This is a genomic window from Sphingobium sp. B2 (assembly GCF_007693735.1).
GTDB lineage: Bacteria > Pseudomonadota > Alphaproteobacteria > Sphingomonadales > Sphingomonadaceae > Sphingobium > Sphingobium xenophagum.
Genome location: NZ_VDBZ01000001.1, coordinates 2,541,644 through 2,564,934, shown reverse-complemented (window position 1 = coordinate 2,564,934; position 23,291 = coordinate 2,541,644). Strand labels below are relative to the sequence as shown.

The 23,291-nt window shown below is 63.7% G+C and carries 26 protein-coding genes, 1 tRNA gene and 1 pseudogene; 13 read left to right on the top strand and 15 right to left on the bottom strand.

Annotated features, from left to right (window positions below):
* The first annotated feature begins 1 nt into the window (after position 1).
* Positions 2 to 370, top strand: coding sequence for a hypothetical protein (locus tag FE851_RS12635; protein WP_017183938.1), 369 nt, complete (start codon positions 2 to 4; stop codon positions 368 to 370).
* A gap of 38 nt (positions 371 to 408) precedes the next feature.
* Here FE851_RS12635 and FE851_RS12630 read toward each other — a convergent pair whose 3' ends face one another.
* Positions 409 to 1,647: a phospholipase D-like domain-containing protein gene (locus FE851_RS12630; protein WP_145202844.1), complete on the bottom strand. Its 1,239-nt coding sequence runs from the start codon at positions 1,645 to 1,647 to the stop codon at positions 409 to 411.
* Positions 1,648 to 1,730: 83 nt separating this feature from the next.
* Here FE851_RS12630 and rpoZ point away from each other — a divergent pair, with 83 nt between their 5' ends.
* A complete protein-coding gene (gene rpoZ / locus FE851_RS12625) occupies positions 1,731 to 2,075 on the top strand; it encodes a DNA-directed RNA polymerase subunit omega (protein ID WP_026002539.1) in 345 nt (114 codons plus the stop codon).
* Positions 2,076 to 2,185: 110 nt separating this feature from the next.
* Here the strand turns inward: rpoZ and FE851_RS12620 are convergent, their stop codons facing one another.
* Positions 2,186 to 2,365: a hypothetical protein gene (locus FE851_RS12620; protein ID WP_017183941.1), complete on the bottom strand. Its 180-nt coding sequence runs from the start codon at positions 2,363 to 2,365 to the stop codon at positions 2,186 to 2,188.
* Positions 2,366 to 2,372: 7 nt separating this feature from the next.
* Positions 2,373 to 3,059, bottom strand: coding sequence for a uracil-DNA glycosylase (gene ung, locus FE851_RS12615; protein WP_145202841.1), 687 nt, complete (start codon positions 3,057 to 3,059; stop codon positions 2,373 to 2,375).
* Positions 3,060 to 3,154: 95 nt separating this feature from the next.
* On the opposite strand from ung, the gene FE851_RS12610 reads away from it, so the two are divergent.
* From FE851_RS12610 to FE851_RS12600, 3 genes are read left to right on the top strand one after another with little or no spacing between them, the layout of a single operon-like run.
* Positions 3,155 to 4,144: a serine hydrolase gene (locus tag FE851_RS12610; RefSeq protein ID WP_145202839.1), complete on the top strand. Its 990-nt coding sequence runs from the start codon at positions 3,155 to 3,157 to the stop codon at positions 4,142 to 4,144.
* Positions 4,145 to 4,202: 58 nt separating this feature from the next.
* Complete coding sequence (locus FE851_RS12605) at positions 4,203 to 4,568, top strand: DUF962 domain-containing protein (RefSeq protein WP_130752294.1); 366 nt, start codon at positions 4,203 to 4,205, stop codon at positions 4,566 to 4,568.
* A gap of 45 nt (positions 4,569 to 4,613) precedes the next feature.
* On the top strand, positions 4,614 to 5,684 hold the full coding sequence (locus FE851_RS12600; protein ID WP_145202835.1) for a GNAT family N-acetyltransferase: 1,071 nt from the start codon (positions 4,614 to 4,616) through the stop codon (positions 5,682 to 5,684).
* Here the strand turns inward: FE851_RS12600 and FE851_RS12595 are convergent.
* Positions 5,662 to 6,531 carry a transcriptional regulator gene (locus FE851_RS12595; protein WP_145202832.1) on the bottom strand — a complete coding sequence of 290 codons (870 nt, stop codon included), beginning with the start codon at positions 6,529 to 6,531 and terminating at the stop codon, positions 5,662 to 5,664. The two genes, FE851_RS12600 and FE851_RS12595, sit on opposite strands and share 23 nt — an antisense overlap.
* Positions 6,528 to 7,658: a GNAT family N-acetyltransferase gene (locus tag FE851_RS12590; protein ID WP_145202829.1), complete on the bottom strand. Its 1,131-nt coding sequence runs from the start codon at positions 7,656 to 7,658 to the stop codon at positions 6,528 to 6,530. Before FE851_RS12590 ends, FE851_RS12595 begins: the two co-directional genes overlap by 4 nt.
* A gap of 181 nt (positions 7,659 to 7,839) precedes the next feature.
* On the opposite strand from FE851_RS12590, the gene FE851_RS12585 reads away from it, so the two are divergent.
* The 4 genes from FE851_RS12585 to FE851_RS12570 all read left to right on the top strand — a co-directional run bounded on the left by FE851_RS12585 (position 7,840) and on the right by FE851_RS12570 (position 11,551).
* Entirely contained in the window at positions 7,840 to 8,841 is a 1,002-nt protein-coding gene (locus FE851_RS12585; RefSeq protein ID WP_017183948.1) for an NAD-dependent epimerase/dehydratase family protein, read from the top strand.
* A 352-nt stretch (positions 8,842 to 9,193) separates the two neighbouring features.
* Positions 9,194 to 10,153: an SIS domain-containing protein gene (locus tag FE851_RS12580; RefSeq protein ID WP_409994502.1), complete on the top strand. Its 960-nt coding sequence runs from the start codon at positions 9,194 to 9,196 to the stop codon at positions 10,151 to 10,153.
* On the top strand, positions 10,150 to 10,956 hold the full coding sequence (gene kdsB, locus FE851_RS12575) for a 3-deoxy-manno-octulosonate cytidylyltransferase (RefSeq protein ID WP_145204369.1): 807 nt from the start codon (positions 10,150 to 10,152) through the stop codon (positions 10,954 to 10,956). The genes FE851_RS12580 and kdsB overlap by 4 nt, the downstream gene beginning before the upstream one ends.
* 4 nt (positions 10,957 to 10,960) lie before the next feature.
* Positions 10,961 to 11,551 (top strand): histidine phosphatase family protein, encoded by a 591-nt coding sequence (locus FE851_RS12570; protein ID WP_145204372.1) that lies wholly within the window; start codon positions 10,961 to 10,963, stop codon positions 11,549 to 11,551.
* 64 nt (positions 11,552 to 11,615) lie between these two features.
* On the opposite strand, the gene FE851_RS26150 is transcribed toward FE851_RS12570, so the two are convergent.
* The 4 genes from FE851_RS26150 to FE851_RS12555 all read right to left on the bottom strand — a co-directional run bounded on the left by FE851_RS26150 (position 11,616) and on the right by FE851_RS12555 (position 13,757).
* Positions 11,616 to 11,789: a hypothetical protein gene (locus FE851_RS26150; protein WP_017183952.1), complete on the bottom strand. Its 174-nt coding sequence runs from the start codon at positions 11,787 to 11,789 to the stop codon at positions 11,616 to 11,618.
* Positions 11,790 to 11,910: 121 nt separating this feature from the next.
* Entirely contained in the window at positions 11,911 to 12,471 is a 561-nt protein-coding gene (locus FE851_RS12565; RefSeq protein ID WP_017183953.1) for an LptA/OstA family protein, read from the bottom strand.
* Complete coding sequence (locus FE851_RS12560; RefSeq protein WP_019052875.1) at positions 12,471 to 13,118, bottom strand: hypothetical protein; 648 nt, start codon at positions 13,116 to 13,118, stop codon at positions 12,471 to 12,473. Before FE851_RS12560 ends, FE851_RS12565 begins: the two co-directional genes overlap by 1 nt.
* A 21-nt stretch (positions 13,119 to 13,139) precedes the next feature.
* Positions 13,140 to 13,757 (bottom strand): ribonuclease D, encoded by a 618-nt coding sequence (locus FE851_RS12555; RefSeq protein ID WP_017183955.1) that lies wholly within the window; start codon positions 13,755 to 13,757, stop codon positions 13,140 to 13,142.
* Between the two features lie 239 nt (positions 13,758 to 13,996).
* Here FE851_RS12555 and FE851_RS27160 point away from each other — a divergent pair, with 239 nt between their 5' ends.
* Entirely contained in the window at positions 13,997 to 14,827 is an 831-nt protein-coding gene (locus FE851_RS27160) for a cold-shock protein (RefSeq protein ID WP_145202822.1), read from the top strand.
* A 172-nt stretch (positions 14,828 to 14,999) separates the two neighbouring features.
* On the opposite strand, the gene FE851_RS12545 is transcribed toward FE851_RS27160, so the two are convergent.
* Together FE851_RS12545 and FE851_RS12540 are read right to left on the bottom strand one after the other, a co-directional pair.
* Positions 15,000 to 16,775, bottom strand: coding sequence for a diguanylate cyclase (locus FE851_RS12545; protein WP_145202819.1), 1,776 nt, complete (start codon positions 16,773 to 16,775; stop codon positions 15,000 to 15,002).
* A gap of 226 nt (positions 16,776 to 17,001) precedes the next feature.
* The gene (locus tag FE851_RS12540) at positions 17,002 to 18,411 is read right to left on the bottom strand and encodes a short-chain fatty acyl-CoA regulator family protein (RefSeq protein ID WP_145202817.1); all 1,410 of its coding nucleotides are present in this window, start codon (positions 18,409 to 18,411) and stop codon (positions 17,002 to 17,004) included.
* 140 nt (positions 18,412 to 18,551) lie between these two features.
* Here FE851_RS12540 and FE851_RS12535 point away from each other — a divergent pair, with 140 nt between their 5' ends.
* Positions 18,552 to 18,749: a hypothetical protein gene (locus tag FE851_RS12535; protein ID WP_019052878.1), complete on the top strand. Its 198-nt coding sequence runs from the start codon at positions 18,552 to 18,554 to the stop codon at positions 18,747 to 18,749.
* Between the two features lie 84 nt (positions 18,750 to 18,833).
* Here the strand turns inward: FE851_RS12535 and FE851_RS12530 are convergent.
* The 3 genes and pseudogenes from FE851_RS12530 to FE851_RS12520 all read right to left on the bottom strand — a co-directional run.
* A pseudogene (locus tag FE851_RS12530) lies at positions 18,834 to 19,916 on the bottom strand (inorganic phosphate transporter); the annotation flags it as partial.
* A gap of 21 nt (positions 19,917 to 19,937) precedes the next feature.
* Complete coding sequence (locus FE851_RS12525) at positions 19,938 to 21,053, bottom strand: DUF47 family protein (RefSeq protein WP_017183960.1); 1,116 nt, start codon at positions 21,051 to 21,053, stop codon at positions 19,938 to 19,940.
* 113 nt (positions 21,054 to 21,166) lie between these two features.
* A complete protein-coding gene (locus tag FE851_RS12520) occupies positions 21,167 to 22,078 on the bottom strand; it encodes a LysR family transcriptional regulator (protein WP_145202814.1) in 912 nt (303 codons plus the stop codon).
* Between the two features lie 110 nt (positions 22,079 to 22,188).
* On the opposite strand from FE851_RS12520, the gene FE851_RS12515 reads away from it, so the two are divergent.
* Positions 22,189 to 22,262: transfer RNA gene (locus FE851_RS12515), tRNA-Gly, on the top strand.
* 133 nt (positions 22,263 to 22,395) lie between these two features.
* Positions 22,396 to 22,722 carry a hypothetical protein gene (locus FE851_RS12510; protein WP_120251806.1) on the top strand — a complete coding sequence of 109 codons (327 nt, stop codon included), beginning with the start codon at positions 22,396 to 22,398 and terminating at the stop codon, positions 22,720 to 22,722.
* Here the strand turns inward: FE851_RS12510 and FE851_RS12505 are convergent.
* The gene (locus tag FE851_RS12505) at positions 22,719 to 22,952 is read right to left on the bottom strand and encodes an XRE family transcriptional regulator (RefSeq protein ID WP_197716413.1); all 234 of its coding nucleotides are present in this window, start codon (positions 22,950 to 22,952) and stop codon (positions 22,719 to 22,721) included. The two genes, FE851_RS12510 and FE851_RS12505, sit on opposite strands and share 4 nt — an antisense overlap.
* Positions 22,953 to 23,291 lie beyond the last annotated feature (339 nt).

Sequence of the window (23,291 nt, the reverse complement as noted above, 5' to 3'; positions counted from 1 at the left end):
GATGAAGCGTTCGTCCTTTCTGGCCGCTGCTGCCCTGTTCACCCTGACCTCCACCACGGCTTTCGCGCAGGGTGAAGGCCCGATCAGCTATGAAGAGCAATTGGCGCAGGTGGAAAACCAGTTGACCTATCAGTCGCCGATCGCCGGGGTCGAGAATGATTATTGGTTCAATTATCAGACCGACCTGGCCGAAGCGCGCAAGGAATTGACCAAGGATCTGCGCCGCTCGTCCGATGCGGAGGATAATCGGGACGCCTGGGAAGAATATCGCGCCGAACTGGCCGACGCCCGCGGCGACTATGCCAAGGAAATGGCCGAAAAAGGCTATCCGGTCGGGCAGGTGCGCGTGTTGAGCGATAATGGCCGGTGAAGAGGCGACGGGGGAGGGGACTGCCCTTTCCCCGTCCCTCAGTCGGCGTCGGGATCGCGGAAATTCAGCCGCCGCGTGACGGTATAGTCGAGCACGCCGACCAGCAGATAGCTGATCCATTGCTTGACCAGCGTCACCATCGTGCGGGTGGCGCGGTGGCTTTCCATCGTTACCAACTGGCTGTCCCGCGCCAACCGATCGATCAGCCCGCGCACCGACGTCGCGAACCCGGCATCGTCGATCCGCAGCATGACCTCCAGATTGATGAACAGGCTGCGCATGTCGAAATTGGCCGATCCGATGAACACGGCATCGTCGATGACGATCAGCTTCATATGCAATTTGCGCGGGCTATATTCGGCGATCTTTACGCCACGCTTGAGCAGCGGACCATAGAGCAGCCGCGCCGCCTCTATCGTCGTGCGATTGTCCGATTTGGCGGGCAGGATGATCCGCGCGCCCTTGCGACCTGCGGCGCGGGCGATTCGCTTGAGCATCCCGCGCCCCGGCGAAAAATAGGCCGCGACCATGTCGACGCGCTGCGCATGCTCCAGATCATGCTTGACCACCTGCGCCCAGGGACTAAGCCGCCGGGTCGGCCCGCCGATCAGCCAGCGGAACGGATCGGCCGGGTCATGATGGAGCGAAGGGTGCCAGTGGCGCACCATGCGCCGCAACGTGCGGAACCGCTGCTTTTTGGTCGAGACCCAGCGCCATAGCTGCCCATACCAGCGGGTCATCGCCTCGACCTGCGGACCTTCTATCCATAGGCCCATGTCCGCCCAGCTATCGCGCGGCGGGATGCCGAAATAGCCATTTTCGACATTGAAGCCGCCGATCAGCACCTGCGTGTCATCGGCAATCGCCATCTTCTGATGGTTGCGGATCAGGTAGCGGGTGGACCGGCGCGTGCCGAAACGGCCGAAATGGGCGCCTGCGTCCACCAGAGGGGCAAAGAAGCTGTCGGGCGTGCGCGCCGATCCGAAGCCGTCGACCATCAGCGTCACCATCACGCCACGCGCCCGCGCCGCGATCAGGGCGTCACGCACCGCCATGCCGCAGTCATCACCGGAAAAGATATAATAATAGAGTTTGAGCGACGTCCGCGCCCCTGCAATCAGTGCGATCAGCGCATCCAGCAGGGCTGCGCCGTCGACGATCAGGCGCAGGTGATTGCCGTCCAGCGTGACGGCGATGTCGGGCACGTCGGCTTGCGCGCCTGCTGGCCTGTGGGTCGCCATCGCGCCCTCATGCCGCCTTTTGGCAGCGCACGCCATGGCTTTATGGCCTTTTCATTGACTTGTAACAGGGGCGCTGCTAACCGGCCAACTGATCATTCCATTTGTTGCAGGAGGCCCGTTTGGCCCGCGTTACCGTCGAAGATTGCGTCGACAAGGTTACCAACCGTTTTGACCTCGTTCTGCTCGCCGCCCAGCGCGCGCGGGAAATTTCGGGCGGCGCAGAGCTGACCGTGGACCGCGACCGGGACAAGAATCCCGTCGTCGCCCTGCGCGAAATCGCTGAAGAAACGGTGCTGCCCGCCGAACTGCATGATTCGGTTGTCGCCTCGCTTCAGAAGGTGCAGATTGACGATGACGATACGCCGGACGAAATCGGCTCGATCGCGCAGTCGGCCGAAGCCCTGCGCCTGACCGCCGCTGCGCCGCCGCGCAACCAGAATATCGGCGGCGATTACGACGGCTGATCCACGGGATTGAGTTTGGAGAGGGAAGAGGCCCGGCCTGCGCAAGCAGGACCGGGCCTCACTTATTGGCGGCGGCTATTCCCTCTCCTTTCAGGGAGAAGCGCGCGCACTCACCCCGCAGGCCGCGCGATGCGCTTGCCTTTGGTCCGGCTGGTGAGGTGAAATTGCCCGCAGCGGTCGCAGCGATAGGGGCGGAGGATGATGGTCGCCTGCTCTACCGCTGCCTGCGCCTGCTCCTGCGTCGGATAACGGCGCTTGGCGGCACAGATACGCAGGCGGGTGCTTTTCACAGATCAATCACAGCGGCGGCAATGCCCAGTCGATCGGCTCACGCCCATGCGCCTCCAGAAAGGCGTTGGCCTGCGAAAAGGGTCGCGATCCGTGAAAGCCGTTATGGGCAGACAGCGGGGAAGGGTGGGCGGATTTCAGCACCAGATGCCGGCTTTGATCGACAAACGCCGCCTTGCGCTGGGCATAGGCGCCCCAAAGCAGGAACACGGTGGGCTGTTCCTGCTCCGCCACCAGTCGCACGACGGCATCGGTGAATAATTCCCACCCCTTGCCCTGATGCGATGCGGCGCGCGCCATTTCGACGGTCAGCACGCTGTTGAGCAGCAGCACGCCCTGCCTGGCCCAATGTTCCAGAAATCCGTGGGATGCGCGCGGGATGCCCAGGTCCGCCTCCATCTCCTTGTAGATGTTGACCAGGGATGGCGGGGTGCGCACGCCCGGCTGGACCGAAAAGCACAGGCCATGCGCCTGCCCTTCGCCATGATAGGGATCTTGCCCCAATATCACGACCTTGACCTGGTCCAGCGGGGTGAGGTCGAGCGCGCGGAAATAGTCGCGCCCCTTGGGGAAGATGCGTTTGCCCGCCGCCTTTTCCGCCGCCAGAAAGGCTTTCAGTCCCTGCATATGCGGGGTGGTGAACTGGTCGGCCAGCGGGGTCAGCCAGCTTTCATGTAACTTGATCGCGCTACTCATGGCGCGGGTGATGGCCCGCCCGGCAAAGGCCTGTCAACGCGCGAATCGCGGTAAACTCTCTTGCGCTTGGCCTGCGCTTTGGCGACATGGGAGGCATGGTTCCGTTTCGTCCCATCGCCATGCTCGCCGCCCTTGGCCTGTTCCTCGCGCCGCTGCCCGACGCCGACGCCTTTGGCCCTGCCAAGACAGCGGTGCAGCAAACCGCCGAAACGCGGCTGATCGCCCAGTTCCAGCGCTTTGCCAGCCTGACCGACGGCACGGTCGGCATCGTCGTGCGCGACCTTGGCACCGGGGAAACGCTCTCGCTCAATGGCGACACGCTCTTCCCGATGGCCAGCGCCTACAAGGTCGCGGTGGCAGGGCGGATCTTTGCGATGATCGACGCGGGCGCGCTGACGCTGGAGGATCAACTCGCCAGCCCGGCGGGTCCGGTTTCGGTCGCCACGCTGCTGGACCTGATGCTGACCCGTAGCGACAATGACGCGACCGACCTGCTCGTCGCGCGGGCAGGCGGCCCGACGGCGGTGCATCAATGGGTCGCGGGGCTGGGCATCCGGGGTCTGCGGGTGGACAGCAACACAGCCGATCTTCTGTATCGCGCCATGGGCCTTGCCCCCCAGCCGGGCAATTTCCACCGCAATGTCGCCGCTGCCATGGCGGCCGACCCGGCGTTGCGCGAACGCGATGCACATGACATTCCCAACATCGCCTTCGCCCGCGACCCGCGCGATACCGCCACGCCGACCGCGATGACCGATCTGGTCGCCGCGATTCGCACAGGCAAAGCCCTGTCGGGGCGCAGCACGGTGGCTTTGCTGTCGATCATGGAACGGTGCCGCACCGGCAAGGCGCGACTGCCCGGCATGTTGCCGCCCGGTACGCTGGTGGCGCACAAGACCGGGTCGCTCAACGGCACCGGCAATGATACCGGCATCATCAGCCTGCCCGACGGACGGCTGTTCGCGATCACCGTATTCGTGATGCAGGATCATAAGGGGCATGAGACGCGCGACCGCATCATGGCGGAAGCCGCGCGGGCAAGTTATGACTATTTTCTGTTCGCGCCTGATAGAGGCACGGTCTGACGCACGGCCCTTAACATCGATCAACTCTGGAGATAGGGTGGCGATAGAGAGGATTGCCGTGCCCGCCATCACCCGATTTCGCGACTTCTGGCCCTATTATCTGCAGGAACATGCGCGTCCTGGCACGCGCGCCCTGCATTATACCGGGACCAGCATGGTCGTGGCGCTGTTGACGGCGGCGCCCATTGCCGGGCGCTGGTGGATGGCGCTGGCCCTGCCGGTCGTCGGCTATGGTTTTGCATGGATCGGCCATGGCCTGATCGAACGCAACCGGCCTGCTACCTTCCGCTATCCATTCTGGTCGCTGCGCGCCGATTTCGTGATGTGGTACCGATATTTGACCGGGCATATCCGCCGCGATCTGGCGCGCGCCGGGGTGCGGCCCGACGGCACGGTGGACCCCGACCGGCGCGTGTCGGCCTAGCACCACTGCTTGACCGCACCCGGCGCTCTGCGACAAGAGGGCGCAATGGCTCTTGTCGCGCAATTTACTCCCCTGCCGAACCGGACGGCGCTTGGCGCGCGCTGGAAGGCGCTCGAAGCGCAGGCGGATGCCGCGTTTTTCCTCAGCTGGACCTGGGTAGGCGCTTGGCTGGCCAGCTATGACGTGCGCCCCGAACTGCTGGCGGTGACGGATGAGGCAGGCGCGGACGTCGCGCTGGCGCTGGTCGGTCACGCGATGATGCCGCGCCTGCTGGGGCGCACGGCGACGCTTAGCCTCAACCAGTCGGGCGATGGGCAGGCCGACCGGCCCTATGTCGAATATAATGGCCTGCTTGCCGCGCGCGGGCGGGAGGCGGAGGCCGCAACCGCCGCCATCGCCGCGCTGAGCCGCCGTCGTGACTGGCGCGCGCTGCGGCTGAGCGGGATCGCGCCGGATTCGCCGCTGCTGGACATGCCCTGCTGGACGAAGCGCCGGGTCGACGCCTCGCCGGTCTATCAGGTCGATCTGGACGGGGTGCGCGGCGTGGCGGGCGACTATCTCTCGCTGCTCAGCGCCAATACGCGCAGCCAGATCCGCCGCGCGATCAAGGATCATGGCGGCGGCCTGCCCCATGTCGCGCGGGCAGGCGCTAACGAAGTTGCCCCCTGGCTGGCGGAAATGGCCGCGCTCAACAGCGGGCGTCATGCCGACAATGCCTGGGACGATCCCGCCTTTCGCGGCTTTGTTACCACCATCGTCGAACAGGGACGGGCCAGCGGCGCGGTCGATCTGCTGCGCTTTACCGACGCGGGCGGGGTCGTCGGCCTGCTCGTCAATTTCGTCCATCGGGGGCAGGCGCTCAACTATCAGTCCGCCTTTGCCGATCCGCGCACGGGCAAGGACAAGCCGGGCCTGCTCTGCCACGCCGCCGCCGTCGACCATTATGCCGCGCGCGGCCTGGCGCTTTATTCCCTGCTCGCGGGCAAGGATCGCTACAAGCAGAGCCTCTCGACCTGTCAGGAGAGTCTGGACTGGTGGGTGATCGAACGTTTTTCGCCGCGGCTGGCGGCAGAAGCGGCGCTGCGCTATATCCTCAAGCGCCCAGCTTCCGCATGACGCGATAGACCAGCCGTCTGACGCTCTGCTTTTCAGGCCGGTCACTGACGGTGCCCACCGGCAGTTTGCGCCGTCGCAGCAGCGCGTTGAAGCTGTGCAACTCCCCCTCCGCCACACTGCGTTCGGACCGCCATGTCACCGACAGGCTGACCGATACGGCAGGGCCATTTTCGACGAAATGCGGGGCCTTGACCGGCACATGCACCGCGTCGCCGGGGTGGAGCGGATAGGGGGCGCCCAGCGCCTTGAACCCGTCCTGCCAGACCAGATTGCGATGGCCACCGCCATGAAATTCCTCGCTTTTCTGCGCCGGAACCAGCGCTTCGTAGCGCGCGGGGAAGATGGTCATCACCTTGGACCCCATGATCTGGAGCAGGATATTATGTTCCGGGTCCATGTGAAACGGGGTGACGCTGCCCGGCGATGTCAGGAAGATGAAGGCTTCGCGGTGGAGCATCGGCCCGGTCCTGGCTGCCACGATCGGTTCCAGATCGGCCAGCGCCGCATCGAGCAGCGCGGCATAGGCCGGGTCGCGCTCGACATTTTTGAGCACGGCCCAGCTGCCATTGGTTTCGATGGTGCGGATCGTTTCGCCCAGTGTCAGTCCGTTCGACGGCGTATCCTCCGGTCGCACGCCCAGCGGCAGCTTGCCCAGATTATATTCGACGCTGGACGCAGGCATCCGCTCCGCCAGCGTCGCGAGCGCATCGAGGCTGAGCAGCGAGTGGCCGACCAGATTATGGCTTAGCGCGACGGGCTGGTCGGGATAGGCGGCGGCAAAGGTCGTGCGCGCGCTGTCGGGGAAGGTCGCTTCGTGGGTGGCGGCGATCGGGCGATGGGCGGTCATCGCTGTCCTTTCAATAGGCTGGCCAGGGTTTCAAGGCCGTTGACAAGGGCGAAGGCGGCGGCGCGCTGGACCCGCGCCAGGCCGGTGCCGCGCAGCGCAATGCGATATTGCACGATCGTTCGCCGTTCCGCCCACAGGCTGTCGATCATCGGATGGTCGGGCGCGGCGCAACTGTCCATCCAGCCGATCGCGGGATCATTCTGCACCGCGTGCAGATTGGCGATCTCGATCAGCACGCCCGGCGAAAAGCGGCCCAGCGCTTCGTCAAAGGCAATCTTGAATGAAAAGGCGCCTGCACCATGGCGGAAATTGGCCAGCATCGCGATGGCCCGGCCATCCAGGTCGATGCGCAGCATATGCAGCCGCCCCGCGTCGAACGCCGCGGCGCAGGCGGCGCGGAAAAAGGCGGCATCGGTAGGCTTGCAGGCCAGCGCCGTACCTTCCTGCCCCTTCCAGCCCGACGCTTCGAGCGCCAGAAAATCGGCGCACCAGTGCGGCAGGTCTGCGCGTTCGGTGAGCAACCGGGTCTCGACCGTGCCAAGTTCGGCAAGCCGCTTTTGCAGACGGCGGATTTCCTTGCGCTTTTTGGCGCGAACATTGGTGTCCCAATAGGCGTCGGCTGACAGGTCCGACCGCAGCATCGCCCGGTCATAGCGGTGAATCTCCCGCCGCCCGCGCCGTTGTTCGACGCACAGCGCTTCCAGCGCGGCGGCATTCGCCCCGGCCGCGTCCAGCCCCTCCATATGCAAAAAGCCACGCGCCCAGGGGGCGTCATCCAGCTGCGCCAGGAAACTGCGCCACGCCGCGACTTCCTGCCCTTCGCGAATCATCGGCGCGCCAAAGAAGCAATGATCGTGCATCCAGTTGGACACGCAGCCGATCGGCATGCGGCCATGGCGCGGCTGCACCACGACCGGCAACAGCCCGATCAGATGGTCGCCCACTCGCGCTTCGATCAACCGGACATGCGCGTCGGTGGCGAGATGGTCGATCGCCGCGCCCAGCATGTCGGGCGCATAAAAGGCATTGGCTTCCGCCGCCTCCTTCGCTAGCGCCGCCCAGCGCGCACGCGGCTTCGCCCCCGTTGGCAGGGGGACGGGGCGCGATGGGTGCAATGCCATGTCCATGGGTTTCGCCTTAAATGGCAAAGATTAGGGAAAGCCTAAACTTTGCCCGCTAGGCGCGAAGCCACAGGATGGTTTATCGGGTAAATGGGGCGCGAAAAGGCCTTTACTTTGCCCGCCACTTTGGTGTGACTGACAGGGTGCGCCGCCCGCTGGCGCGACTTCGCGTGGGAGAATGAAGAGCATGACGATATTGGTCACCGGCGCGGCCGGCTTTATCGGCATGACCGTCGCCGATCGGCTCATGGCGCAGGGCCATGCCGTGGTCGGCATCGACAATATGAACGATTATTATCCCGTGTCGCTGAAGCGGGACAGGATTGCCGCGCTGGAACAGGCGCATGGCAAGCTGTTCACCTTTCACGAACTGGATTTCGCCGACAATGATGCGTTGCAAGCCGCGCTTGCCGATCAGGTGATCGAATCGATCGTCCATCTCGGCGCGCAGGCCGGTGTGCGCTATTCGCTCATCAATCCGCATGCCTATGTGCGCTCCAACCTGGCGGGGCATGTCAACATGCTGGAACTCGCGCGTGAGCGGCGGGTGCGGCATTTTGTCTATGCCTCTTCCTCCTCCGTCTATGGCGGCAATGACAGCCTGCCCTTCCGCGTAGAGGACCGGGCCGACCATCCCGTTTCGCTCTATGCCGCGACCAAGCGTGCTGACGAACTGATGAGCGAGACCTACGCCCATCTGTTCCGCATACCGATGACGGGGCTGCGCTTCTTCACCGTCTACGGGCCGTGGGGGCGGCCAGACATGGCGATGTGGATCTTCACCAAGAAGATTCTGGCCGGGGATCCCATTCCGGTATTCAACCATGGCCGGATGCAGCGTGATTTCACCTATATCGATGACATCGTCACCGGGGTCATCGGCTGCCTCGATCATCCGCCCGCCGACGACGGCGCGCCCAAGCCCGGTGGTAGCCGGTCGCCGCACCGGCTCTACAATATCGGCAATAACAAGCCGGAAGAACTGATGCATCTGATCGCGGTGCTGGAGGATGCGCTGGGCCAGAAGGCGCAGATCGATTTCCAGCCGATGCAGCCGGGCGATGTTCACGCCACCTTTGCCGACATCAGCGCCATCGCCCATGACATCGGTTTTGCCCCGACCACGCAAATTGAATCGGGCGTGCCGCGATTCGTGGCATGGTATCGCGACTATCATCAGCCAAAATGACAATCCTGTTGCAATGCACCCATTAAGGCGAGAAAAGTTCCGCGGCTCGTCGCTAACTCAACTCGGCCTGTCGCGCGGCGTCGCGACGGTGTGAAGCAAAACCACGCCGAAATCCCTTTTCGCAGTTGCAAAATGATTTGCCATAAGTCCCTGAAACGGCGTAGACAGTCGCCCTGTGCCGGGGGTCAAACCGGCCAGGGGTCGCGGAACGAGGGATAGACGGCGCACCAAATAAGGTGGTTCGTCGCCGCGTGTGCCAGCCGGATATCCGGCGGTGACATGCGGGAAAAAGGGCAAACGCGTGTCGACACTTGCTTCGAAAATTGTGCCGTTCGGTTCGGGCGGACGAATAGTGAAGGCGGCCTGCCACAGCCTGTCGGTCGCTGCATTGGGCCTCAACGCGCTGGAAGCGCAATTTTCTGAACGTGACTTTGCCGCTACATTCGTGCGGCTGATCGGCGTCATCATGAATGTCCGGGGGCGCGTGATCGTGACTGGCATTGGCAAGAGCGGCATTGTCGCGCGCAAGATGACGGCGACTTTGACCTCCACGGGCACCCCGGCCATCTTCCTGCATCCGGCCGACGCTGGCCATGGCGATCTGGGCATGGTGACGCCGGATGATGTCGTGTTGATGCTGTCCCATTCGGGCGAGTCGACCGAACTTGGCCCGATCATCCAATATTGCAAGCGCTTCGCCATTCCCTTGCTGGGCATGACCGCGCGGGCCCACAGCACGGTCGCCACCGCGGCAGACATTTGCATGCTGATGCCCGATGTGCCGGAAGCCTGCCCCAATTCGCTCGCTCCCACCACGTCGACCACGGTGCAGATGGCCTTTGGTGACGCCATGGCGATTGCGCTGATGGAAATGCGCGGATTTTCGGCGGATGATTTCCACAAATTCCATCCCAATGGCCGTCTTGGCGCGCAACTGATCAAGGTGCGCGAACTGATGGCCAAGGGGGCGGACATCCCCTCCGTGCGGGAAGGCGCCTCGCTCCTCGATGCGACCATCGAAATGACGCGCGCGCGCCTTGGCGGCACAGCGGTTGTCGATCGCGAAGGGCGGCTGATCGGTGCCTTCACTGACGGCGACCTGCGCCGCACCGTGACCGGCAAGCAGAATCTGACCGAGGCGGTCGGCCGCTTCATGACGCACACGCCGCTCGCTGTGGGGCCGGACGAACTGGCGCAGGAAGCACTGCACCTGATGCATGAGCACAATGTCATGCTGCTGTTCGTTTGCGACAATGGTCGTTTGATCGGCGCCGTCCATATGCACGATCTGCTGAACGCGGGCGTCGCCTGAACCAGCTTGTCGTCATTCCGGCGCGGGCGGGGTCATCCCGCCTGCCGCGCAAGCCGCTGCGTCTGATCGCCGGGCGCACCTTGCTCCATCGCACCATCGCCATGGCCCGCGCCGCGATCGGCGCGCGCGCGGGCGTTGCGCTGACGGTCGCTACCGATGATGACGAAATCGCCGATCATGCCCGCGAGGTCGGGTGTGATGCGGTGATGACCGACAGCGCCATTGCCACCGGATCGGGGCGCGCGCTGGCCGCCGCGCTGGCGCAGCCCACGCCGCCGCGCTTCGTCGTCAACCTCCAGGGCGATTCCCCTTTTCAGCCGCAGGGTGCGCTGGGCGCGGTCATCGCCGCGCTGGAGGCGGGCGCGCAGGTCGCCACCCCGGTGATCGCGCTCGATTGGGCTGCGCTCGATGCCCTGCGTGATCACAAGACCCGCTCTCCTTTCAGCGGCACGACCTGCGCTCGCGCGCCAGATGGCCGGGCCTTGTGGTTCTCCAAAAATATCATTCCCGCCATCAGGGGGGAGGATGCCCTGCGCGCCAGCCAGCCCGTCTCGCCGGTCTGGCGGCATGTCGGCCTTTATGGCTATGCACTGGACGCCCTGCGCGCCTTTGAAGCCAGCCCGCCCACGGCGCTCGAAAATCTGGAAGGGCTGGAGCAGCTGCGTTTGCTGGAACTGGGCATCCCGGTCATGACCGTGCCGGTTGATCCGCCGTCGTTCGACAGTAGCGGCATTGATACCGAAGCGGACATCAGCCGCGTCGAGGCACTGATCGCCCGGCATGGCGATCCGACACCGCCCTGACGCCATGCGCCGCCTTTTCATCATCCGTCATGGCAACACGTTCGCCAGCAGCGCGCAGGCCTGTCGCATCGGATCACGCACGGACCTGCCGCTGGTCGAGAGCGGCCATGCCCAGGCGCAACGGCTGGGCGCGTGGTTCGCCGCGCAGGATTTCGCCATCACCCGCCTTCTGACCAGCCCGCTCTTGCGCGCCCGACAAACCGCGCAGGCGATCGCTGACGCCACCGGCCATGCGCCAGACGGGACGGGCGACTGGCTGGGCGAAATCGATCATGGGCCCGACGAAGGCCGGCCCGAAGCGCAGGTTCTGGCGCGCATCGGCGCGCAGGCGATCGCCGACTGGGATGAGCGCGGCATCGCCCCGGCCGACTGGATCGTCGACGCCGAAGCGCGGATCGCGGCGTGGCGCGCCTGCTTTGCCGAGGGCGGGGAGGGTGTGGACCTGTTCGTCACCAGCAATGGCGCGGCCCGCTTCGCGCTGCTGGCTGCCGGTTTGCCGCTAGAATCGCTCAAATTGCGGACGGGGGCGTTCGGGGAGCTGGCGCTGGATGCGGACGACCGCGTGACGCTGGTGCAATGGGACGTGCGGCCTTGAAGCGATAGCGACGCGCTCCGCTTCCTCTTGCCTGCCGGGTGCGGCAGGCCGCCGATCTAGGCTGCTAGTAGCTTTTAGAAAACCAGATCATGATGCCCATTGAGGCTATCGCCCAGCCGGCCAGCCCGACCGCCAGGCCACTGATGACACCGATGGTCATGTTCCAGCGGCGCGCGCTGAGAATAGCGCCACCAAGCGCGAGGGCGAATACCACCAAAACGATTGCCGCCAATGTCATGAGGCAGCTTATCGCAGCACAAATGAAAATGTGCAATCCATGATTGCTACAGGGTTGACGCCCCGGATCAACCCACTTTCAAACGGTTCGTCGCGTCAGGAAAACTCCATAACGTCCGCGCTTAATTTTTTCGCTGCGGGACCGAGAATGTCCCTGTCACCCGGCCCCCGGCGCTGCCCGTCACGCCCGCGCCGCCGCCCGATGCGCGACCATCGACGGTCGATCGCCCGGTGTTCAGGTCCATCACCAGCCGCCCGCCGGTCAGCCGGTTGGACCCCTGCGTCAGCGCGACATTGCCCAACATGGTGATGAGCTTGCTGTTGAGGTCGTAAATGGCGACATTGCCACGCGCGGTCTGATCCGCCTTGGTCACCACGACATTGCCGGATGCGTCGATCCGGTCGATCTCCACCCCGCTTGCACCGCCGCCTGGCTCGTTGCGATAGGCCACCGTCATGCGCGCGGCGTTGAGCGTCATGCCCGCCTGCGTCACTTCGACATTGCCGGACACGACGACACGGTCGGCGCGGTCCTGCACCTCGATCCGGTCGGCGGTGAAGTTGACCGGGGCGTTGCTGTCATGCTTGCTGACGACTTGCGCGAGCGATGGCATGGCGCCGACGAACATCAGGCCCGCGGCGCCCGCGCAGCCGACCGACAGCAGAAGATAAGAGGCTTTCATCAGTTTCGCCCTTTGAGGCCATTTTGTTCGATGCGCAAGCTGGCCCGGCCATTCAATGTCACCGTGCGCGCGCCCATGTCGGCTTCCAGATGGTCCGCGCTGAACGTGCCGATCGGGATGCGTCCGTCGACCCGGCCCGCGCTGCGCATCCGCCGGGTCTTTAGGTCGATGCCGACGTCGCGCGTGGTCAGGCGATAGCCGCCCGCCGCCTCGAACTGCACTGGCCCTTCGATCCCGACCCGCTCGGTCTCCATGTCGTAACGGCCCTTTTGCGCGCTCAGCACGGCGGGACCGTCCGACAGCAGGATGCGCGCGGACATGCTGTTCAGGTCCACGATCGGCTCGCGCGAGCTTTTCTGCACCGCTGATCCTGCGCGCAGGGAAAAGGGCTGCCCCTTGCTGTCCTGCCCGCGATACAGCGCCTCTGTTACGCGCATGCGTTCCTTGGCGACTTCGACCTTGTTCTTGTCCAGAACGAAGCTGACCTTGTCACCGCTGGTAAAGGGCGCGGTCGCCAAAAGCGCGCTCAGCACCCCGACCGCGACCGGCAGCCAGTTTTTGAGCAGGCCGACCAGCCGGTCATGGCTGCCCCCCGGTCGCGCCCAGTGGCGGCGCACATCGCGTTGCTGATCGGCCTGGACGGACATGGTGACGACGATCCGATTCGCTTACATGTGGGAAAATATGTCGATCTCCGGCCATCCCGCCAGATCGAGTTCAGCACGGTGCGGCAGGAAATCGAAACAGGCCTGCGCCAGTTCCATCCGCCCTTCGCGCTCCAGCCGCTTGTTCAATTCGGTGCGCAGCGCGTGGAGGAAGCGCACGTCGGACGCGGCATAATCCTTCTGTGCGTCGGACAGGACCGGGTTGCCCCAGTCGCTCGACTGCTGCTGCTTGCTGATGTCCTGGCCCAGCAGTTCGCGGACCAGTTCCTTCAGGCCATGGCGGTCGGTATAGGTGCGAATGAGGCGCGAAGCGATCTTGGTGCAATAGACAGGGGCTGCCACGACGCCCAGATAATATTTGATCGCGGCAATGTCGAAACGCCCGAAATGGTAGAGTTTCAGCCGTTCCGGGTCCGCCAGCACGGCGCGCAGATTGGGCGCGGCATAGTCCGATCCGGCGGCAAAACGGACCAGATGTTCATCGCCCTTGCCATCGCTGATCTGCACCACGCACAGGCGGTCGCGTGGGGTGATCAGCCCCATGGTTTCGGTGTCGACGGCAACCGGGCCGGGGGCGAGCACGCCTGCGGGCAGGTCTTCTTCATGAAAATGGACGGTCATGGCTTCCCCTCTATGGGCAAAGCGGGGATATCGCAATCAAAGGCTTTGCCGATGGTGCGACATGGCCATAGGATCAACCGAAGTCCTACCTGAAGCCTTGCCTGTAAAAACATTCGCGCTCCCCTGAAAAGTTGATATAGTGATTCCCAAACCGCGCCTTTGCGGTGGATTGTGCATGTCATTCGCCCGACATGTTTGTCCGATTGGTCTTGGGGCGAAGCGAAAGTGACTAACAGGGCATGAGTTTTGACAGAGGTCGCCGCGGCGGGCGCGGCAAGGACAAGCGCGACGGTTTCGGCGACGACAATTTCTACGATCAGGGCGCTGGCGGCGGCGGCGGTCGCGGTGGTTTTGGTGGCGGCTTCGGCGCGCAGGCCGGTGTGCGCTATTCGCTCATCAATCCGCATGCCTATGTGCGCTCCAACCTGGCGGGCTTCGGTGGCGGTGATCGCGCCGGCGGCGGCGGCTTTGGCGGTGGCAACCGCGGCGGCGTCGGTGGCGGCGGCGGCGGCGGTGGTCGCGGCATGCCTGCGCAGGTCGTTGGCGAAGGCACTGGCGTCGTTAAATTCTTCAACGGGCAAAAGGGCTTCGGCTTCGTCGTTCGCGATGACGGCGGCGAGGACGTGTTCGTGCATATCAGTGCTGTCGAACAGGCCGGCCTGACTGGCCTGGCCGAAGGTCAGCAGCTTGGCTTCACCCTGGTCGATCGTGGCGGCAAGGTTTCGGCAACCGATCTCAAGATCGAAGGCGAACCGCTCCCCGTGACGGACCGTGGCCCGCCGCGTGAACCGCGCGCCGGTGGTTTCGGCGCCCCCGGTGGCGATCGTGGCGGCCCGCAGCGCCAGCTGACCGGCGAACGCGCCAGCGGCACGGTCAAATTCTTCAACGCGATGAAGGGCTTTGGCTTCATTCAGCGCGATGATGGCCAGCCCGACGCCTTCGTCCACATCAGCGCCGTCGAACGCGCTGGGATGGCCGCCCTGAATGAAGGCGATCGTCTGGACTTTGAACTGGAAGTCGACCGTCGCGGCAAATATGCCGCCGTCAACCTCCAGCCCAAGGCCGACTAAGCGGCCACGCTTCCGCTTTCGCGGGAGAGGATAAAGAAGGGGTCGCCTGCCCGGCGGCCCCTTTTTTGGTGTTGGGGTGTGGGGCGGCTATGCCGCTTGACGATGACGTTGCCGCAATCTGGCGCGAAGGCTTGTTCGCGCAGGCAAGCGCGTCAACGCGATATTGTCCGCGTCACCCGGCTGCACGGACGCCGTTTCGTCCATCCCGCTTGACCTGATACAGGGCGGTGTCGGCGGCCTCGAACAGTTGATCGCGCGACATGCCCGGCATGTAGCCTGCGACTCCGCAACTGATCGAGGTGAGGACTAACAGGGTCTCATCGGAAAATATGGGGCGTTGGGAAACGGAATAGGCGATACGCTCGCAGGCCAGTTTCGCTGTTTCCAGGTCGCATTGAAAGAGGATGGCGAACTCGTCGCCGCCGATACGGCCTACGATGTCGCTTTGCCTTATGCCCGCGGTCAATCGCTGCGCGATCTCCATGAGAACCGCATCCCCGACCTGATGACCGTAGCGGTCGTTGATGACCTTGAAATGATCGACATCGACAATCGCTACCGAACAGGGACGGCTGGTGTCGGCCAATGCGGCGCGCACATGTCGCCGAAAGCCAGCCCGGTTCTTGACCCCGGTCAGATCATCGGTTTCGACCTGAATCGTTATCGCCTGCTCGCGGGCCTTTCGCGCTGTCGCGTCGCGCAAGGTCACGACGCGCCCGACAATCATGCCATCACGGGTAAGATCCCGGAACGATGCTTCCAGCGTGAGGGATGGTTGCAAAATCGGCGAAAACTCGATGGCCTTCTCCGTGCTCCGTTCATCGGTAGGGCGACCAGACGCCACCAGCAGTTCTTCGCCGGTGCGAAGGGCGATTGCTGCGGCGGGATTGCCAAAAAGCTCCTCCGGCCCAAGCCCCAGATATTCGCGGACAGGACCGTCCGCCCATCGGCATACGCCATCATTGTCGAAGCTCAGGATGACGTCGGGTGAATGCGCCATGATGAGGCGCAGCGTCTCCTCGCGGGCGGCCAGATTGCCCAACGCCTCGGCGCGCGATGCAACGATCGCTGCCACAGGCAGTGTCGTCACCAATAGCGTCGCCAGATAGGCCTGAAAGAAGATGGCCTGAAAGGCCGCGCCCTCATTGATCAAGGCCATGGGGCCAAAATGCTGAAGGGCTGACACCGCGCCGATAATGGCAACGAGCATGACTCCGGCATAGGTGCCGAGCCGCCCGATGCGAAATGAGAGCAGAAGAAGCGAAGAAAAGGAAAGGAACAGTATCGGCAGGTGATTCTGCCCGAACACAAAAATTGTCACGGCGGCGTGGATCGCCATCAGGGCGAATGTTTCGCCTCTTTCCCACAGACTTTTGGCCGCAAAGCAACGACGGTAGCTTCCATCGAAAACGGCATTCAGGAACGGCGTACAAACGAGCAATCCAAGCGAATTGCTGGCAAACCAGCGGATGAATGACGGGCCGATCGGCACATTGTAATTCACCGAAGCGACCAGAGATCCGACAGCGGCTCCCATCAAGGGAGCGAAAAGACCTGCCCAGATGACGAAACGCCCGACCGCCCTTACATCGGAGAGCAGATTCCTGGTGTCGCCGGACCGTCTGAGCGACCATGCCGCCAGCAGCACCTGGCCCATATTGATCGCGCCATAGAGAATGATCCCGATGGTCCATTCACGGGTGAGCCCGTTGGCGGCAAGGTTGCCCAGCCACCCTGCCGTCAGAAGCAATGGCCAATGCCGTCTGCCCGAATTGAGGAGCAGCGCCAGGATGATGGCATCTGCGGGCCACACCGTTGCGTGATCACGGCCGTCGCTTGTCAGCGCGATAGTGCCACTGGCAAGCATCAGATACCCTAACGCCCCCACCAGCGCGAAGGCGATCGGCTTTCTCAGCAATATTCCGTTGAAAGGGCGGCGGCTGTGCATCACGCCCTGTCTTGCCCGCACGCTGGTTAAAAAGACGTCAACCTTTCCGGACTATGCGACGAATGACATTGAAAACTGATGCTTTTTCCTCCGTCGCCTCTTTTTGATGGGGCCACCCGATTTCGCGGCTTCAGGCAAATTGGGCGATCGAGGATGATCGACGATGGCCGTTGTCACCCCGTCCCAAATGCAGCGGGACCATTCGCCTGCCAGCCGCAAGTCCCCATCACACCCGCCTGAACGGAAACGGCGCGCTCGTCCGTTCATAGCCATGCAAATCGAGCGCCCGCGTCACCGGGGGCAGCGCCCTGTCGGGGCAGGCGCGGCGTTCGCACAGGTGGCAGGTCGGGCCGACCTCGACCGCGTCGTCCTTGTCCGCGTCGATTCCGTCGGCGTGGACGATCCGCGACGCATGTTTCGCCTCGCACCCCAGCGCGATGACCGCGCGGCCACGCGCGCCCGGCGGAAGGGGCAGCGCCATGGCGAGCGTGACGAAGCGGCGCTCGTCCAGCGTCTCGATCAATTGTACGCTCACCTGATCGACTGCGCCAGCGCCATGCGCGTCCCAGCGGGGGCACGTGCTGCCATAGCGGGCAAAGGGCCAGGCTTCGCCGTCGAAGCGCTTGGATATGATGCCCGCCCGGTCCATCCTGACCATGAAGAAGGGGATGCCGCGCGCGCCGGTGCGGTTGAGGCTGGTCAGGCGGTGGGCAAGCTGTTCGCTCGTCACGCCGAACCTGTCGCGCAGCATGGGCAGGTCATGGCGGCATTGCTCCGCCGCCTGGCGGATGCGGTCATAGGGCATGATCAGCGCGGCCGCGGCATAGTTGGTGAGCGCGATGGTGGCGAGGCGGCGGCTATCCTCGTCCGGCGGGGCCGTGCGGGCGACCTGCGCGGCAATCGCGTCGGCCAGTTCCTGCGCGCACAGATGATAGGCGATGGCGAACAGCCGCCCGGACGCGGCCAGCCGCTCGCTCAGCATCAACCGCCGCCGGTGCATGTCATAATGGCGCAGCGTCCCCGCCAGCACATCGGCGCGCAGCACCTGGACGGCCATGCCGTGCCGGTCTTTCAGGCGCGCGCGCAACTCGGCCTGTAACAGCGCGGGGTCTTGGCTCAGCTGCGCGGCGATGGCTTCGGCGCCCGCATCGATCTCGGCAAAATGATTGCCCGCCCGCGCGATCGTCTCGCGCAGCCAGTCGATCGGCGCGACCAGCGGGGCGGGGCCGCGCTCCCCCGCCGCTGCTTCGCCCGGCAGGCGGCGCAGATCGCTTAGCGCACGATAGAATCGGGCGATGGCTTCGCTGACGCCGGGATAATTTTCCGACACTTCCAGCACTTCGTCGCGCGCAATGCCGATGTCGCGCACCAGCGCGTCGGACAATATCTCGCTCAGTTCGCCCGATCCGCCATCATTGGCGCGCGCGGTAAAATCGCGAATGTCGATGTCATAGACATTGGCCAGTCGCAGCAGCATCTGCGCGCTCAACGGTCGCTGGTTGCGCTCCAGATGGTTGAGATAGCTAGGAGAAACCCCCAGTTCCTCGGCCATCCGGGTCTGGTTGAGGCCCAGTTCGCGGCGCAGGACGCGCAGTTTGGGGCCGAGATAGAGTTTGCGGTCTGTCGCGTCTGCCATAAAGTCATAATGTCATAGTTTGACAGATTGACCAAATCCTATTGTGACACGCGGCCACTCATCGCCCTTCCGCTGCGCGTCGATATGTCTAACTCATTGTTCATCGCCGCACGACGGCTCGCTGAGACAAGGACAGGATCATGACGACGGACACGATGACGCAAGATATGACGGACACCGGCGGCCACCCCCAGCCCGCCCGGTCGCGCGCGGTTTTCTCGCAGGAGGATTTCGGCCTGATCCGCACCGCCATCGTCCATTATCTGCGCGAGATTCAGGACCAGCCGGAATCGGTCAAATATGCCAATCTCTATCACCGGCTTGGCCGCGTCGCCTGATCGGCACCCAGCCTGACTGAAGCAGCACGGCATCGGCCAGCCATGGCCGGTGCCGTATGGCTATCAAAAGAAGCGCGTGATCCAGTAGAAGCCCGCGCCGATCAGGGCAGCGGCGGGCAGGGTCACAACCCAGGCGACGATGATGCGCGATGCGATATTCCATCGTACCGCCGACAGCCGCCGCGATGCGCCGACACCCACGATCGCGCCAGTGATGGTATGGGTCGTCGACACCGGAATGCCCAGATGCGTCGCCATGAACAGGGTGATCGCCCCGCCGGTTTCCGCACAGAAACCCCTGTCTCTTATACACATCTAGATGTGTATAAGAGACAGGCTGTCAGGCGGCGATGGGATTCGGCCTGTCTCTTATACACATCTAGATGTGTATAAGAGACAGCCCTGCGCCGGGCTGAGCGGCGTGATCTTCGACCCCCTGGTGTGGACGATCTTCCACCCACCAAACAGCGTGCCGAATCCCATCGCCGCCTGACAGCTGATCACGACCCAGAAGGGCACATGGAATTCGCCCTGCAACATGCCCTGCGAATAGAGCAGCACGGCGATGATCCCCATCGTCTTTTGCGCGTCGTTGCCGCCATGCCCCAGCGAATAGAGGGATGCGGAAACGAGTTGCAGCTTGCGGAACACGCCGTCCGCGCCATGGGGCGTGAAGCGGCGGAAGATCCAGCTGATGATCAGTACCAGCAGCAACGCCAGCAGCAGGCCGATCGCGGGCGACATGACGATCGCCGCGCTGGTCTTGAACACGCCCGACCATATCACCGCGCCCAGCCCGGCCTTGGCCGTCCCCGCGCCCAGCAGCCCGCCGATCAGCGCATGGCTGGAGGAAGAGGGGATGCCCAGCGCCCAGGTGATGAGGTTCCACGAAATCGCCCCCATCAGCGCGCCGAAAATCACTTGCGGATCGATGATCGCGGCGTCGACGATCCCCTTGCCCACCGTGGTCGCGACATGCAGGCCAAAGAAGAGGAAGGCGATGAAGTTGAAGAAAGCTGCCCAAACGACCGCATATTGGGGCTTTAGCACGCGGGTCGACACGATGGTCGCGATCGAGTTGGCGGCGTCGTGCAGGCCGTTGAGAAAGTCAAAGGCAAGCGCGACGCCGATCAGCGCGATCAGCAGCGGGAGGGCAATGGGGTCCATGAAGCGTATCCGGCGGGATCGTCAGGCGTGGTCGATGACCAGGCCGGAAATCTGGTTGGCGACATCCTCGAACCGGTCGGTGACCTTTTCCAGGTGGGAATAGATTTCCCGCCCGACGACGAAATCCATGGGATTGCCCTCGCGCGCGGCGGCATAGAGCGTCTTGAGGCCCGCTTCATGCAATATGTCGGCATGGCCCTCCAGCTTGACCAGCCGTTCGGTCAGGTCGTGCAGGCGCGTGGCGTTGAGGTTGAGCGAACGCAGCAGCGGCATCGCTTCGGCCGCCAGTCGCGCGCATTCGACGATCAGCGCGCTCATGTCCTGCATCTGCGACGGGAATGCCTTGACCTCGTAGAGGGCGATGGCCTTGGCGGTCTGGTTCATCTGGTCGATCGCGTCGTCCATCACGCCGATCAGGCCGGTGATGGCGCTGCGGTCGAACGGGGTTACGAAGATGCGCCGCACGTCCAGCAACACGTCGCGGATGATGTCGTCCGCTTCATGTTCGCGATCGGAAATTTCCTTGATATGGACGTCCATGTCCGGCCCGCCCTTGAGCAGCCGGGCCAGCGCGTCCGCGCCGGCGACCAGGGTGGCCGCATGATTTTCGAATTGCTCGAAAAAGCGGCCCTGCTTTGGCATCAACGCATGAAACCAGGCGAGCATTCCAGTCCTTTCGCTTTGCTTGTCCTTGAACCACAGCAGCATCCGCACGAACCGGCCCGGATCGCGGGGCGGCTTGCGAAAGGCGGCGATGATTGCCTGAAGATCGGGTTCGTCGACGGCGCAGGCGGCCTCCGCCACAGGGAACCAGCGCAGTTCGCGTTGCCCCTGTTCGGGCCATTGCGACAACTGGCCAGTCACGGCAAGCGGAAATACCTCGACGGTTGCTTCGCGCGCCGCGCCGCTGCGTTTGCGCTTGTCATAGCTGTAGCGGCCAAGCGAAGCGGGGCAGGCGATGCCGTGAATGCCCGCTTCCTCGAACGCTTCCAGTTCGGCGGCGCGATGGCCGGCCAGCCCCTTGATTCGGTTGCCTTTGGGTATGACCCACCGCCGCGTGTCGCGCGACGTGATCAGCAGGATCTGCATCGATCCGTCGGCATGGGTCGTATAGGGCAGGGCGGCGATCTGGCGCATGGAGTGCGCCTTGTAACGAAATTGTCACAATGCGCAATCGGACCTCATCATGCCGGGCTTTTCGCACCGATGATCCATGGACCGACAACTTTCCGCGCCAACGGCATCGGCCCTTAAAGAAACAGAAATTCCGCCAGCGCCTCGACCGCCGGTGTCTCCGCCGCGCGGGCTCCAAGCGCCTGTCGCACCTCGATCGCGGGCAATTGGCTGTCGAGCCGAAGCCGCTCGATCCCGTCCATCCGCCCCAGATCGCGCGCCAGCGCGCCGAAGGCGGCGAAAATGCCTGTGCCCGCGCGCAACGCCGTCATCACCGCAAACATATCATCGGATTCGAGCGCTGGTGCGCCAAGCTGCACCCGCCCGCGCGCCAGCGCATCCTCGATAATGTGGCGCATGGGGTTGCGCCGCTCCAGCGCCAGCATGGGCGTGACCGCCAGATCTTCGCGCGACACGCTGTCCGCCTGCGCCAGCGGATGGGTCGCGCCGGCATAGAGGCTGAGCGGTTCCGACCAGCCATAGCGGGACGCGAAACCTGCCGGTTCCTCCAGCGCATAAAAATAGGCGATGTCCGCGCGCCCCTCCCGCAACGCTGCCGCTGCGTCCGTCACCGACTGGACATGCAAGTCCAGCGTGATGGCAATATCCTCGTTCGCCGCTTCGAACGCCGATAGCGCGTCCTGAAAATGACCGAAGATCGGGGCAGGGGCCGCCAGCATGATCGTCTGGCGCTGCGGCGCGGGCGGTTGGGGCGGCGCTTCGGCAGGAGCAGCCGTCTCGTCCCAATCCTCCGGCGCGTCCTGCGACAATAATGTCATGGCCTGCGCCGTCTTGCGTCCGGCCGGCGTCAGGCGGACGCTGCCGCTCATATCCTCGAACAGGCGATAGCCCAGCCGCATTTCCAGCGACGCGATGTCGCGGGCGATTTCATCGGCGGTGACGCCCAGCATGTCGGCGCAGCGCGCGACGCTGCCCGCCGCGACCATCTGCGCGAAAATATCCAGCTGGCGCAGGGAAGGGCTTTGCATCCCCGTCTGATAGAGGAAATGCCGGGCCGGGTTAAGGGCGATCTTGGCGCAATCATACATTGCGATATTGACGAAGCCCCCAGGATGATGGCAGGGCGCTTCCCGGCCGGGCGGGTATAGCTCAATGGTAGAGCACTAGCCTTCCAAGCTTGTGATGCGGGTTCGATCCCCGCTACCCGCTCCACGGTTTTCAGCCATTTTTAGGCTGATCCAACTCCCGGCCTGATTTTCGGATAAGCACTGGATAAGCACGCCGTTTGCGCCTGTTTCGGCGCGAAACTGTGCTATTGCGACACCATGCTTTTGGGGGAACAGGCATGAAAATCAGCGTCGCCGTCATTCTGGCAGCAGGTGTTGCCTTCGGATCTGGTCTGACAGCGGCACCACTTATGGGGCCAAAGGGCGGGTTCTCCACGCTGTTCTTCAGGCTCGAATATGACCCGTCTAAAAACTGCTCCAAGCCGATACGCCCCTATGGCAACGATCGATTCGCCTGGGAAAGCTACAAGTCCGATGCGGCGCGCTATGTTCGCTGTATGCAAGACGCGGCCGAAGCGGACATGGGATATGCGTCCGAAGTAATTGCGGAAGGCTACAAGGAAAAGCTGGCTGAATTCCGTCGCGAGGTGGAAAGCGGTTTTTAAGTCCGCCGACGGACACCTTCGCCACCGGTTGTAGCGCTCTCGCCAGCCGCAATGAACATCAATCCCGCTTCCTCCAGCGCGGCCCTGATAGCGCCGACGCTGGTATCCCGCACGCTGTCACCCGCCTCGAATCGTTTGACCGTCGCCTGACCGACTTTGGCGGCTTCGGCGAGCTGGGCGGACGACCAGCCGAGGAGGGAGCGCGCGGCGCTGCACTGTCTTCCTGACATCAACATATGATCCTTTTAGTATCAATATCGGGTTGATGCCAAGATCGTTAATTGATACCAATTGGATCAGTTCCATAATGGAACAGCCGAGGCGGAAGCTACCAACGACCGCCCCGGCCTGACCAATATCGTCATGAGGAGACGGTCATGGCTAAGGCCACGATACCCCACTGGAAAATTACCGCCAATCCTTCACAGCTCGTTGACTGTCCTCCGGCAAGTGAGCGCACCCGCCTCGCGGCGCCTCACAAAATTGAAGAAGGACAGTCAGATATGCAGATGATGCAACCCAGCCAATTCCAGCCGGCATATGAGTTTGATGCAGCAGACGCGCTATCG